Source organism: Chitinophaga oryzae, from assembly GCF_012516375.2.
GTDB lineage: Bacteria > Bacteroidota > Bacteroidia > Chitinophagales > Chitinophagaceae > Chitinophaga > Chitinophaga oryzae.
In genome coordinates, this window is the sequence record NZ_CP051204.2 from 4,083,173 (window position 1) to 4,095,961 (window position 12,789).

Below are 12,789 nucleotides of genomic sequence, written 5' to 3' on the forward strand. Positions count from 1 at the left end.
AAGATTAAAAAGTGACGTTCAGGCCGCCGTTAAAAGTCTTCAGCATCGGATAACGATACAGGTTGCTCTGGTCCAGGACAGCTTCCGGATCAAAGTCTTTGTAACGGGAGAACGTCAGCAGGTTTTCGCCGTTCACAAACAGGTTCACTTTGCTGATTTTTACTTTAGACAACCATCTGTCAGGCAGGGAATAACCCAGCTGCAGGTTGCGCATTCTTACATAAGAGTTGTTACGCAGCCAGAAATCGGAACCCCGGAAGTTGTCCACGTTAGCGACACCGGTGGTCACAATCGGCAGGCGTGCGTTGGTGTTGGTAGGCGTCCAGGCGTCGGTCAGCCATTCTTTCGTAGCATTGGCGCCATTCACGAAAGGCAGGGCCAGGTTGCCCTGTGGGTAAGCTTTTACGCCGGCAATACCCTGGAAAGAGGCATTCAGCGTAATGCCTTTGTAACCGAGATTGAATCCGAAACCAAACGTCCATTTGGGAACGGAGGAAGAGGCATCCAGTATCACACGGTCGTCGCCGTTGATGATGCCATCGCCGTTGATATCCTTGTATTTGATGTATCCTGCCTTGGTCTTTCCGCTCTGGTAAGCACTTTTGCTCACCTCTTCGTCGGACTGGAAAATACCGTCTGATAACAACACATAGTAAGCATCTATCGGATGACCTGCCTGTGTAATAGTGTTACCGCTGATGACTCTTTCTCCTCTCAGGTCTACCACTTCGTTTTTATTGTAGGAAGCATTGCCGTATACATTGTAGTCGAAGTTGCCGATGTTGTTTTTGTATTGCAGCACCAGCTCTATACCGGTATTGTCTACCCGGCCTATGTTTCTTTTAGGACCGGCGAGGTTACCTACCTGTGATGGAATGGCTACCGGCCGAAGGATGCCGTCGGTGATTTTCTTATAAACATCAACGGTAACGGCTAAACGGCTTTTGAACAGGTTCATGTCCACCCCGGCGTTATAGGTGGTGGTGACCTCCCATTTAATATCGGGGTCAACAGCGGCTGTCACTGCAGCGCCGGATCCGAGTACAGGACTGGAACCGCCGAAGCTGTAGTCTTCACCCATGCTCACAGAGGGGGTGTAGCTGTACAGCGCTACGGCCTGGGTACCCAGCTGGCCTGCGGAGGCACGGAGTTTCAGTACGTCGATCAGGCTGGACTCAAAGAACGATTCTTTATCGATGCGCCATCCGGCAGAAGCGGAAGGGTAGAAGCCCCAGCGTTTTCCGGGCGCAAAGCGGGAAGAACCGTCATAACGGAACGCGGCTTCAAACAGGTACTTGCCGTCGTAGTCGTAGTTGGCGCGGCCAAAGTAAGACTCCAATACGTCGCGGTTGGGAGTGCCGGACGTGGCGTTCCAGTATACGCCGGCGTTAAGTGCATCCAGCGTGGCGTCCAGGTACCCGTACATGCTGGCCTCGAAGAAATCTTTTTCAAAGTTGTCGTAGCTGGCGCCCAGCATTACACCAAGGTTATGTTTGGTGGCAAAGGTTTTTTTCCAGTCCAGCGTATTGTAAAAGTGGATGTTCATGTCATTGTAGTCCGTTTTCACCGCACGCGGCGCTGTATTAGGATTGTTCCAGTTGATGGGGGCGTTGGTTTTAGGATCGAATGTCTGCATCCGGGGAGTGAACTGGCTCAGTATACCATCATATTTGTCTACGCCGAATTTGATATTGTAGTTGATATCAAAAGGCAGTTTGTATTCTGCGAAAACGGTCGCAAGGAAACGTTGCACCACTTTCGTTTGCAGACCGTTGTAAGCCAGCATGCGTGGGTTTTCCCAGTTGTTGCGGCCGGAAGTTCTCATCCAGGAATTGCCATAGCGGCCGTCTGCCAGGGTATCGGTCAGGATCGGCAGGGCACGGGCCAGGTATTCCCAGGTAGAGGCGTAGAAAGGCTGTGTATAGTTACGGTAGTAGCCGTCGAGGGTTATACCGGCTTTCAGCTTTTGGGTTACCTGCATGGAGGCGTTAAGGCCTACGGAATATTTTTTCTCATGGTTGCCGGGGCCGAAGAGGATACCATCCCTGTCGAGGTAACCCAGTGACAGTCGGTATTGGTATTTATCGGTGCTACCTGCCACGCTCAGATCATGCTTCTGAATAACTCCGTTTTTAAGCGCGATTTTATACCAGTTGTTGGAAGGGTAGGTGATCGGATCGGTCAGCATCCCTTTTTCGTATTCGGCGATCTGTGCATCTGAATAGTCGACTTTGGTGGTCCCTTCATTGCGGTTGGCCTGGTTCTTCAGTTTCATGTACGCGATAGGATCATCGATGATGTCCGGCAGGTAGGTCGCTTTCTGCACGCCACGATAGTAGCTGTAGTTGATTTTGGACGCGCCTTTGCCTTTTTTGGTGGTCACAAGGATAACGCCGCTGGCTGCACGGGAGCCGTAGATGGCGGCGGCAGCGTCTTTCAGCACGGTAATGGACTCGATGTCGTTCGGGTTCAGTTCGTCCATGGAGTATTCAATCCCGTCTACCAGTACCAGCGGGTCGTTGCTGCTCAGCGTACCGACGCCGCGGATGCGGATGGTGCTGCGGTCAACGCCGGGCTGGCTGCTGCCGAGGTTGGTGAATACGCCGGGAACGCCCTGTAATGCATTACTGGCGTTGGTCAGCGGACGGCCTTCCTGTTGTGCCATAGATACGGTAGTGATGGCGCCGGTCAGCGTGGCTTTTTTCTGAGTGCCATAACCTACCACCACTACGTCGTTGAGTTTTTGGACGTCTTCTTCGAGGGTGATGGTCAGCGGGTTGGCATTGGTTACCTTGATCTCTTTCGTGAGATAACCAATGAAAGAAATTTTTAACGTAGAACCTGTGGGAGCGCTCAGTTTGAACTGTCCGTCTGCGCCGGTACTGGCGCCTTTGCTGGTGCCTGCCACCTGGATGCTGACACCGGGGAGTGGCGTTCCGCCGGTCCCGGTAATTTTACCGGTGATGTTTACATCCTGCGCATACAGCGATGTAAAGGAGGTAAGGATGATTCCGAGGCATAGCATAAGCATACCAGCCGGACGTAATGCCCGGAATCGTGTTCGCAATTTCATAGTTTGTGTTGTTTTTTTTGGTTGATATTATTTGATCGCTTGTTCCAGCCTGTTGGGATAATCTGTAATGATACCGTCTACGCCCATGGCTTTTAATTGTTTCATTTCCTGTGGTTCCTGTACTGTCCAGGGCACAATCAGCATATTTTTATCATGACATTTTTTGATCAGCTCCGGTGTCACCAGCTGATAGTGCGGATTGTAGAAGGTGGGTGTGAAGCCCAGCTGCTGCATGTTCTGTTCGAAGGTGACGTTTTTGTCGCCGGTGAGGAAGCCGAGTCTGATGTGCGGATGCGTTTTATGCAGCACCTGCAGCGGACGCATGTCAAACGACTGGATCAGCAGGCGATGGCCCAGTGGTTTCAGTTGTTTCACCGCCATCATGATCTTCATGTATTCTTCCGGTGACGGTTGTTCGGTGCCGTCTGTTTTTTCGGAAGATTTCACTTCCAGCAGGTAATATGCCGGCGGCAGGTGGTGTTTTTTCGTATAGTGCTCCACGGAGTCGATCATTTCTCCCAGCAGCGGCGCATAGGAGCGGAGCCTTTCCTGTTCCGGGAAAGCGGCGTACGGTTTTTCTCCGATGATAAAACGGCGGATGTCGGCGTAGTTCATCTGGTAGAAGGTATACTTGCTGCGTTCCGCGGCAGGGATGTCTTTTCCATCCGGCATGGTGGTATAGGACGGTGTAAAGGAGGCGTCGTGATATACGACCACCTGTCCGTCTTTGGTGATATGTACATCAAACTCGATGGTGTTGGAGCCGGTCTCCAAACCTTTGTACATGGCCGGAATGGTGTTTTCCGGCATCAGTCCCCGTGTGCCGCGGTGCCCCACTTTAAAGAAAGAAGGCAGGTCCTTGTGCTGTGCAGCGGTAGTGGACTTCGATGTTTTACAGGCTGTAAAAACAGTGGCGGCAGCTGCCATGGCACAGGCCATCAGCCGGACATTCATTTGTTTTTTCATTGTTTGGTAAATTGTTACAGGTGTAAGCATTCTGATCAAACGTGGGCTATATACGTATATCCCTTATGGTTACTAAAGTCTTTTTATTTCAACAGCAGGTATAACGCTGCAGCCAGTACGCCGCCAGCCAGCGGGCCGGCTACCGGTATCCAGGCGTAGCTCCAGTCGCTGTGTCCTTTGCCGTTCATCGGCAGGATGGCGTGCATAATACGTGGGCCCAGGTCCCTGGCCGGGTTGATGGCGTAACCGGTGGTGCCGCCAAGGGAGAGGCCGATGGCCCACACGAGGAACGCTACCGGTACAGCTCCGAGCGAACCGAGTCCCACGGGCGTTTTATCGGTGCCGATTTCAGCGCCGGTAAAGTAGAAGATGGTAAACAACAGCACGAACGTTCCGGTCACTTCGCAGATAAAATTGCGCAGCGGTTTACGGATAGCCGGCTCCGTGCAGAAGCAGGCGCGTTGCAGTCCGTTGTCGGGCGTAGCGTCCAGGTGGTCTTTGTAATTGTACCATACGAGGGACGTGCCCAGCATGGCGCCTGCGAACTGGGCGAGTGCAAACATGGGCACGTCTGCCCAGTTGAACTTGCCGGCAGCGGCCAGCGCCACACTCACAGCGGGGTTGAGATGCGCGCCGCTGTAAGGACCTGCTACTACCACGCCTACATACACGCCGAGCGCCCATCCGGTGGTAATAACGATCCATCCGCCGCTGTTGCCCTTTGTTTTGTTCAGCACTACATTGGCGACTACGCCATTGCCCAGGAGGAGCAGTAATGCGGTGCCTATAAATTCAGCTAAAATCGGAGACATAGAGATTGATGATTTTGTTGATGGCTGTTGGTTGATAATTATTGCTGAGCCCAGTGCCTGGCGGCGTCGACGGCCTTATGCCAGCCACTGATCCATGTTTCACGATGTTGTTGCTCCAGGTTGGGAACGAATGTTTTTTCCATCTGCCACTGGCTGCGGATCTCTTCGATATTCCGCCAGTAACCGGTGGCCAGTCCTGCGAGGTAGGCGGCGCCGAGCGCGGTGGTTTCGGTGATGCCTGGCCGTACTACCCTGGCCTGCAGGATATCTGCCTGGAACTGCATAAGAAGGTTGTTGCCGGTGGCGCCGCCGTCTACGCGCAGCTCCTGGATGCTGATACCTGCGTCGGCTTCCATGGCTTTGAGTACGTCCATGGTCTGGTAAGCGATGCTTTCCAGTGCAGCGCGGGCAATGTGGGAGGCGTTGGTGCCGCGGGTCATGCCTACGAGCGTGCCACGGGCGTGCTGGTCCCAGTAAGGAGCGCCCAGTCCGGCGAAGGCAGGCACCAGGTATACGCCGTCGTTCTGCGCAGCTCTGGCAGCCAGCGCTTCCACTTCAGAAGAAGAGCGGATGATGCCCAGGCCGTCACGCAGCCACTGCACGATGGCGCCGGCAATGAAGATGCTGCCTTCGAGGGCATAATGTGTCTGGCCATTCACTTTCCAGGCCACGGTGGTCAGCAGGTTGTTTTTGCTGAGGATGGGTTTGGGCCCGATGTTCATCAGCATAAAACAGCCGGTGCCATAGGTGTTTTTTACCATGCCCGGTTCGGTGCACATCTGCCCGAACAAGGCGGCATGCTGGTCGCCGGCCATACCGGAGATGGGTATTTGTTCTGCGAAAACGCCGGGAGCGGTATGACCGCATACTTCGCTGGACTCTTTCACTTCCGGCAGCATGGAAACGGGAATGTCCAGCAGTGCCAGCAGTTCTTCGTCCCACTGTTGTGTGTGGATGTTGAACAGCATGGTGCGCGAGGCGTTGGTGATATCGGTAGCGTGAACGGCGCCATGGGTAAGGTTCCATACCAGCCAGGCGTCTACGGTGCCGAAAGCGAGTTTGCCTGCGGCAGCTCTTTCACGGGCGCCGCTGACGTTGTCCAGTATCCATTTTACTTTGGTACCGGAGAAATAGGCGTCTATCACGAGACCGGTTTTGGCCCGGATCAGTTCCTCCTTGCCGCTGGCTTTGAGCGTGTCACAGAAAGCAGCTGTACGGCGGTCCTGCCATACAATGGCGTTGTGCACCGGCTTGCCGGTTTCCCGGTCCCATACGATGGTGGTTTCCCGCTGGTTGGTGATACCGATGGCGGCGATGTTGCCGCCTTCAAGACCTACTTTGGCCATAGCTTCGGTGGCTACGCCTATCTGGCTGCTCCATATTTCCGCCGGGTCATGTTCTACCCATCCCGGTGCGGGAAACAGCTGTGTGAATTCCTTTTGCGCTACAGAAATAATGGCTCCTGTTTTGTCAAAGATGATGGCTCTTGAGCTGGTAGTGCCCTGATCCAGCGCCATTACGTATTTGGTCATGTTTTTCTTTTTCTGCGTGGATAATTTAATTCGCTATAGTTGACAGTGGAATTACGATGGTTGTTAAGCGCCTACAGGTAACTGTTCCCGTGTGCGGACGTTTTTCAGCAGGTAGTTCGCTGCCACCGCGTTGAACGCTTTAACCTGTTGTTGTTGCCAGGCTTCGTCTTTGCCCAGTTCGGCGGCCATCAGCGCGGCTACTTCCGGCGCCATGTCGATGGCTGCCTGTGCATCGAGGAAGAGTGCCCTTGTTCTTCTGGCGAGGGTGTCTTCCACCGTGCGCGCCATCTCCTGTCTTACCGCCCAGATCACCTGTGCTTTGATATAAGGCAGTCTCGGGTGCAGCGGTTTAGCCAGTTCCGGTTGTTTGGAGGCGAGGGCCTGCACCTGTGCTGCGTCGCTGCCGTATACGTCCAGCGGCGCCTGCGCCATAGGCTGCTTCTGATAACCGTGGATACGCAGTCCTTTCGTGTTGCATTTGGCCGGGGTGATGGTACCCTGGCGGATCGCTTCGTCCACCGTGTCTTCCGCCATTTTACGGAAGGTGGTCCATTTGCCGCCGGTGATGGTGATCAGGCCGGAAGGGGCGACCATGATCTTATGGCTGCGGGATATTTCCTTGGTGCTGCCGGTATCTTTCTGCGGTGCTGCCAGCGGCCGCAGGCCTGCGAATACGCTGAGGACATCTGCGCGTGTAGGCGTGCGCGTGAGATACTGGGCGGCGGTGGCGAGGATAAAGTCAATTTCCTGTTCCAGCGCTACCGGCTCCATGCTGTGTGCTTCCAGCGGTGTGTCGGTAGTGCCCAGCAGTACTTTGTTGTGCCAGGGTACGGCGAAGAGCACGCGGCCGTCGGATGTTTTCGGGATCATGATGGCGCTGCTGCTTTGCAGGAAGGAAGCGTCGAGCACGAGGTGCACGCCCTGGCTGGGGCGTACCATCGGCCGCGCGCCGGGATTGTCCAGCTGCAGGATCTCATCCACAAATACGCCGGTGGCGTTGATGACCGTGCGGGCAGCCAGACGGAAGGATTCGCCGCTTTCCAGGTCGGTGGCGGTGACGCCGCTGACTTTCCCGTTTTCTTTCAGCAGCCCGTCTACTTTGCAGTAGTTGAGCAGCACGGCGCCGCTTTCTGCGGCTGTCTGAGCTATGTTGACCGCCAGGCGGGCATCGTCAAACTGGCCGTCGTGATAAACGATACCCCCTTTGAGGCCATCTGCCTGTATGTTGGGCAGACGGTGGGTGACTTCATTTTTACTGATATGTTTGGACTTGCCCAGGCTAAGGCGGCCGGAAAGCAGGTCATATATTTTCAGACCGATCGTATAAAAAGGGCCCTGCCACCAGGAGTAGTGAGGAATGATAAACTGCTGGTTGTGCGCCAGGTGGGGGGCGTTGTTCAGTAACAACCCTCTTTCATACAGTGCTTCTTTCACCAGCGCCACGTCGCCCTGTGCCAGGTATCTCACGCCGCCGTGCACCAGTTTGGTGGCGCGGCTGGACGTGCCTTTGGCAAAGTCGGCCTGTTCCAGCAACAGTGTCTTGTATCCTCTGGTAGCAGCATCCATCGCTATCCCCAGGCCTGTGGCGCCTCCTCCTATAATGATCATGTCCCAGGTACGGGCTGGCATGGATCGCAGACTTTTGATTGATTCCGGTCGATTCATATTATTACGGTATTCCTTTTAATTACTTTCAAATTGTTATATTTGAGTGTAAAATAAAAGAAAATAAAACAATTCGAAACCAAAATAGAAAAATAAACGAGAAAGTGAAATATTTTTTGGATGAAAGGAAATTGACGGTGAGCAATGGCGGGACATTTCGGGCTCTTCCAAATGAAAGAAAATACTCGATAAAAATATAATAATACAAAACAGTTTGAAATAAACTCGCAAAGGAGCAAAGGAGCAAAGAGCGCAAAGAGAGCGGAGAACCTGCTTTGCGAGCGAAAACTGTTTCTTTGCTCTCTTTGCTCTCTTTGCTGCTTTGCGAGCGAAAATTGTTTCTTTGCGCTCTTTGCACCTTAGCTCCTTTGCGAGTGAAAAAACTTGCCGATAGGTTTTAATACGTTATTTTTATGTGATATGTCTATGATCAATATTGCTGAACGCCACAAGTATATACTGGATAAGCTGGCTGAAAAAGGATACGTAAACGTTGTGGAGCTCTGTAAAGAGCTTGATGTGTCCGGCGTGACTATACGAAAGGACCTGAAACTGCTGGAAGATAAAGCCCTGCTGTTCCGCTCGCATGGCGGCGCTTCTGTCAACAATCCTTACACCAACGATAAACCGGTGAACGAAAAGGAGAAGCTGCGCAGCGAGGAAAAGAACAGTATCGGTCAGGCGGCGGCCGCGCTCATTGCGCCCAACGATGCCATTATCATCGCGTCCGGCACATCTGTACTGGCGCTGGCTAAAAATATTCATCCCAAGGGGCATCTGACGGTGATTACCGGCGCGCTCAACGTGGCGCTGGAACTGATCCGCATCCCCGACGTGGAAGTAATACAACTCGGCGGTCAGCTCCGCACCAGCTCGTCGTCCGTCACCGGACCCTATGCGGAAAAAATACTGGAAGACTTCTCCTGCAGTAAATTATTCCTCGGCGTGGACGGCATCGACCTCGGGTTCGGACTCACTACTTCCAATATTATGGAAGCGCACCTGAACCAGAAAATGATTGCCACCGTACAGAAAATCATCGTGCTGGCAGACTCCACTAAATTTGGTAAAAGAGGCTTCGGACGCATCTGTGGCCTGGAAGACGTGGATGAAGTGATCACCGACACCGGCATTTCTCCCCACCTGGTGAAAGCCATGGAAGATATGGGTATCAAAGTGACAATTGTATAAACACTTTCCCGTTTTTAAATATCTTTACAGCTTCATCTGTCTTATTCTAATCTATCACATGGTTCTCGATACGATCAGCAACGCCCATCTTTATTACGGCCTGGGCCCCCGTTTTGTAAAGGCTTTTGAGTACCTCGCCACTACAGATTTCCATGCACTGGAAAAAGGGAAGTATGCAATAGATGGCGACAACCTCTTCGCCATCGTCAATGAATACGATACCGTAGATCCTTCCGGTGAACAAATGGAATCACATAAAAAATACATCGATATACAATATATCGTGAAAGGAGCAGAGCTGATCGGTCATGATTTTCTGCAGCAACAAACACCTTCCAAAGCATACAGCGAAACAGAAGATTACATGCTGTTCGCTGAAAAACCTGCTTTCTTCACCCGCCTCGATCAGCATCACTTCGCCATCTTTTTTCCGACAGACCTGCACATGCCTAATCTCCGGATTGACCAGCCAGCAGCGGTAAAGAAAGTGGTGATCAAACTGGCAGTTTAATTATTTCGTGATTTTTTGATTTACGATTTTTTGATTTTGGGAAAATAACAGGCCTTGTCAGCCAAATCAAAAAATCGTAAATCAAAAAATCTACAAATGGAAGAGGCGCTCTAGTACAAACCCCAGTGCTGCGGCGATCACCGTCCCCACAAGATAGCATACACAATCACTCCAGAGAAATCCATGTCCCAGTAATATGCCCAGCGGCGTGTTCCGCAGCTTCACTGCCCATTCCGCCTGGTATAGCTGTTGCAGTTCAATGGCGATACACACCAGGTAACTGATCAGGGAAACTTTAACGATAGACTTCACCGGATATAAAAAACGGAAGCCGAAAAAAATACAGGTGGCCGAAAAAACGTCGCCTCCATAGATACGGACAAGGGAAGGGAAGTACTGCGGGGCCCATCTGGTGGCTAGTCCAAGGGGTATGTTCAACATGATCAGTACAAAATACAGCCAGCGTTTCTTTGCTTTCATGGGCTAAAAATAGAGGGACAAATATTGTATAAAAGTTTTATCATTACAAAATAATACGCTCATTTCTAATCCCAAATGTATGGCCAGCTGGAAAAAAATAACATTGTTTACCGCCCTGCCGCTGACGGCGCTTATTGGCGGGGCTTTGTGCCTCACCGGCACACCGGTAAAAAAAGCACCGCAACACCCCCCGGTTGCTGCACGCGCCGGCGACGTGATCTTTCAGGAATCTATGTCAGACCTCAGTACGGCCATTAAAGAGGCCACGCACTCAAAGTACAGCCATTGCGGTATCATCCTGCCGAAAGACGGGCAGTTATATGTGTATGAGGCCCTGCAGCCGGTACGTTACACCCCTTTGCAGCAATGGATTAACCGCGGCCGGAAAGGACATTATGTGATCAAACGGCTGAAGAATGCAGACAGCGTAGTAACGGCGGCGACTGTACGAAAAATGATAGACGCCGGAAAAAAATACAACGGCAAAAACTATGACTTTTACTTTGGGTGGTCTGATGAACGGATCTACTGTTCTGAACTGGTCTGGAAAATATACAGGGAAACGACAGGGCTGGAACTGGGTAAGCTGGAGCAGCTGAAGGATTTTGACCTGAGCAGCCCGGCTGTGAAGGAGCAGATGAAACAGATCTACGGTAACAATATCCCGTTGTCGGAACAGATCATCTCACCGGTAAGTATGTTCAATTCTCCGCTGCTTACCACAGTGGAAGAAAAATAAAAAAGGTGCGGGGCTTATTGGCCCTGCACCTCATTTAATGCTTTCTCTTTGGCGGCCTGCTCTTTCTTCTCGCGTTTGGCCTGCTTTCTGAAATATCCTCTCAATAGGAAGTTATGTTTTAAGGCTTCCATATTCTGATCGAGTTTGGAGGAACTGGATTCCAGGTTGGTGATAATTTTCTTCAGGGCTGCGGCAGACTCCTGGTCGTGCAGCAGCACGCCGGCAGGGGATTGGTCGCTGGTGAGGTTTTCGCTCACTGAAGCGCTGGCTTTTTTCAGGTCGGCTACCATGCCGTTGGCTTTCTGTGCGGCTTCTTCCATCTCGGTAACGGTAGAACGCAGCCGGCTGAATACCACGGTGTCGGTAATCAGGTTATTGGTCAGCGAGCCTTTGGACTGCAGCTTGGAGGCATAATCCGCCAGGCGGTCTGTCAGTCGTTGTGTATTGGCGGCGGTAGTCTTCAGGTTGTTCAGCGTAGCCTGTATATTGGTATAGGCGGAGTCGTCTTTCAGCAGTTTACCGATAGTGCCCTGGCCATCTGCAATGTTTTTGGTGATGGTTTTCAGGTTACCGGTGATCTCCACCAGGTTTTCGTTGTTGACCTGCAGCGTAGCCATAATATTGTCGGGGCTTAGCGCGGCTTCAGCTACGATCACATCGCCGTTTTCCACGGCAGGCGTGGTTTCGGTGCCGCCGAAAAGGACCACGATCTTGTTGCCCACCAGTCCGTCGGAGCCTACTTTGGCTTTTACATCTTTATGGATAAACTGTCTTGAGCTTTTTTCGATGTTCATGATCACTTCAATCACGTTGTGTTGCACAAACGTGATCTTTTTAACGGTGCCTACTTTCACGCCGGAATACCAGACGTTGTTGCCGGCAGCCAGGCCATTGATGTCGTGAAACATGGCTTTAACACGGATGGAGGAAACAAAAGCTTTGCGTTGTCCGCCGAGGAACAGTATCCCTACAGTAAAAATGATCAGTCCAACAAAAATGAAGACACCAACTATTACTGTTCGTTTGTTGCTTTCTTTAATCATAGCTTACTGTATGAAATTGTATTGATAAAAACTTTGGATGAGTTCATTTTCTTTCTGAAACACTTCATCGAAGGAGCCCTGTGCCACAAATTGCCCTTCCTGCATTACCGCAATGCTGTCGCCGGTTTCCTTGGCGCACGTCAGGTCATGGGTAATGATGATGGAACTGGTATTGAACCGCCGTTGTACTTCGTTGATGAGGTTATTGATCTCAATGCAGGTGATAGGGTCCAGTCCGGCCGTCGGTTCATCATACAGCATGATCTGCGGTTTCAGGATCAGCGTACGGGCGATACCGATACGTTTGCGCTGGCCGCCCGACAGTTCTGCGGGCAATTGATTGATAGCCTGTGAGAGCCCCACAGCGTCCAGCACGATGTCCACCATGCGGCGCACCTGGTCGTTGCTGATATGTTTATTGTTACGGCGCAGGGGAAAAGCGAGGTTTTCGCCGACGGTCATACTGTCGTACAGCGCAGCACTCTGAAAAGAGAAGCCCACCTGCATCCGCAATTCACGAAGGTCAGCCTCGGTAAGGGAACTGATGTTTTTTCCCAGCACGTTCACCGTGCCGGAGTCAGGGTACAGCAGTCCGACGATGATTTTGATCAGCACGGACTTACCGGTACCGGAGCGTCCCAGTACCACTACGTTTTCGCCTTTATGAACGTCCAGGTTAATACCCCGTAATACGTGATTTGAACCGAAGGACTTATAAAGGTCCCTGATCGAAATCACGACGTCGTTCATGTCTATTTCCGGGTTACGTTGTTTCAT

The 12,789-nt window shown here is 51.9% G+C and carries 11 protein-coding genes; 3 read left to right on the forward strand and 8 right to left on the reverse strand.

Going from position 1 to position 12,789, the window contains the following annotated elements; genetic code table 11:
* Window positions 1-4 precede the first annotated feature (4 nt).
* From HF324_RS16965 to HF324_RS16985, 5 genes are all read right to left on the reverse strand, one after another.
* The gene (locus HF324_RS16965) at window positions 5-3,073 is read right to left on the reverse strand and encodes a SusC/RagA family TonB-linked outer membrane protein (protein WP_168860321.1); all 3,069 of its coding nucleotides are present in this window, start codon (window positions 3,071-3,073) and stop codon (window positions 5-7) included.
* Between the two features lie 27 nt (window positions 3,074-3,100).
* On the reverse strand, window positions 3,101-4,039 hold the full coding sequence (locus HF324_RS16970) for a glycerophosphodiester phosphodiesterase family protein (protein ID WP_220100767.1): 939 nt from the start codon (window positions 4,037-4,039) through the stop codon (window positions 3,101-3,103).
* 83 nt (window positions 4,040-4,122) lie between these two features.
* Window positions 4,123-4,851, reverse strand: coding sequence for an MIP/aquaporin family protein (locus HF324_RS16975; RefSeq protein ID WP_168803607.1), 729 nt, complete (start codon window positions 4,849-4,851; stop codon window positions 4,123-4,125).
* A gap of 38 nt (window positions 4,852-4,889) precedes the next feature.
* Window positions 4,890-6,383 (reverse strand): glycerol kinase GlpK, encoded by a 1,494-nt coding sequence (gene glpK / locus HF324_RS16980; RefSeq protein WP_168860322.1) that lies wholly within the window; start codon window positions 6,381-6,383, stop codon window positions 4,890-4,892.
* A 63-nt stretch (window positions 6,384-6,446) separates the two neighbouring features.
* Window positions 6,447-8,012, reverse strand: a complete 1,566-nt coding sequence (locus HF324_RS16985; RefSeq protein WP_258539543.1) for a glycerol-3-phosphate dehydrogenase/oxidase — start codon at window positions 8,010-8,012, stop codon at window positions 6,447-6,449.
* Window positions 8,013-8,468: 456 nt separating this feature from the next.
* Between HF324_RS16985 and HF324_RS16990 the strand changes: the two genes are divergently transcribed.
* Both HF324_RS16990 and HF324_RS16995 read left to right on the forward strand, forming a co-directional pair.
* Entirely contained in the window at window positions 8,469-9,239 is a 771-nt protein-coding gene (locus HF324_RS16990; RefSeq protein WP_309475679.1) for a DeoR/GlpR family DNA-binding transcription regulator, read from the forward strand.
* A gap of 58 nt (window positions 9,240-9,297) precedes the next feature.
* On the forward strand, window positions 9,298-9,750 hold the full coding sequence (locus HF324_RS16995) for a NanQ anomerase/TabA/YiaL family protein (protein ID WP_168803610.1): 453 nt from the start codon (window positions 9,298-9,300) through the stop codon (window positions 9,748-9,750).
* Between the two features lie 90 nt (window positions 9,751-9,840).
* On the opposite strand, the gene HF324_RS17000 is transcribed toward HF324_RS16995, so the two are convergent.
* Entirely contained in the window at window positions 9,841-10,230 is a 390-nt protein-coding gene (locus HF324_RS17000) for a ribosomal maturation YjgA family protein (protein ID WP_168803611.1), read from the reverse strand.
* 79 nt (window positions 10,231-10,309) lie between these two features.
* Between HF324_RS17000 and HF324_RS17005 the strand changes: the two genes are divergently transcribed.
* The gene (locus tag HF324_RS17005; RefSeq protein WP_168860324.1) at window positions 10,310-10,969 is read left to right on the forward strand and encodes a YiiX family permuted papain-like enzyme; all 660 of its coding nucleotides are present in this window, start codon (window positions 10,310-10,312) and stop codon (window positions 10,967-10,969) included.
* 14 nt (window positions 10,970-10,983) lie between these two features.
* Here HF324_RS17005 and HF324_RS17010 read toward each other — a convergent pair whose 3' ends face one another.
* Window positions 10,984-12,012, reverse strand: coding sequence for an MlaD family protein (locus HF324_RS17010; RefSeq protein ID WP_168803613.1), 1,029 nt, complete (start codon window positions 12,010-12,012; stop codon window positions 10,984-10,986).
* A 3-nt stretch (window positions 12,013-12,015) separates the two neighbouring features.
* On the reverse strand, window positions 12,016-12,789 hold the full coding sequence (locus tag HF324_RS17015; RefSeq protein ID WP_168803614.1) for an ABC transporter ATP-binding protein: 774 nt from the start codon (window positions 12,787-12,789) through the stop codon (window positions 12,016-12,018).

Excerpts from the sequence above, each read along its gene's own strand:
- HF324_RS16965 (WP_168860321.1), bottom strand. The coding sequence starts at position 3,073 with ATGAAATTGCGAACACGATTCCGGGCATTACGTCCGGCTGGTATGCTT.
- HF324_RS16970 (WP_220100767.1), bottom strand. The coding sequence starts at position 4,039 with ATGAAAAAACAAATGAATGTCCGGCTGATGGCCTGTGCCATGGCAGCT.
- HF324_RS16975 (WP_168803607.1), bottom strand. The coding sequence starts at position 4,851 with ATGTCTCCGATTTTAGCTGAATTTATAGGCACCGCATTACTGCTCCTC.
- glpK (WP_168860322.1), bottom strand. The coding sequence starts at position 6,383 with ATGACCAAATACGTAATGGCGCTGGATCAGGGCACTACCAGCTCAAGA.
- HF324_RS16985 (WP_258539543.1), bottom strand. The coding sequence starts at position 8,012 with ATGCCAGCCCGTACCTGGGACATGATCATTATAGGAGGAGGCGCCACA.
- HF324_RS16990 (WP_309475679.1), top strand. The coding sequence starts at position 8,469 with ATGTCTATGATCAATATTGCTGAACGCCACAAGTATATACTGGATAAG.
- HF324_RS16995 (WP_168803610.1), top strand. The coding sequence starts at position 9,298 with ATGGTTCTCGATACGATCAGCAACGCCCATCTTTATTACGGCCTGGGC.
- HF324_RS17000 (WP_168803611.1), bottom strand. The coding sequence starts at position 10,230 with ATGAAAGCAAAGAAACGCTGGCTGTATTTTGTACTGATCATGTTGAAC.
- HF324_RS17005 (WP_168860324.1), top strand. The coding sequence starts at position 10,310 with ATGGCCAGCTGGAAAAAAATAACATTGTTTACCGCCCTGCCGCTGACG.
- HF324_RS17010 (WP_168803613.1), bottom strand. The coding sequence starts at position 12,012 with ATGATTAAAGAAAGCAACAAACGAACAGTAATAGTTGGTGTCTTCATT.
- HF324_RS17015 (WP_168803614.1), bottom strand. The coding sequence starts at position 12,789 with ATGAAACAACGTAACCCGGAAATAGACATGAACGACGTCGTGATTTCG.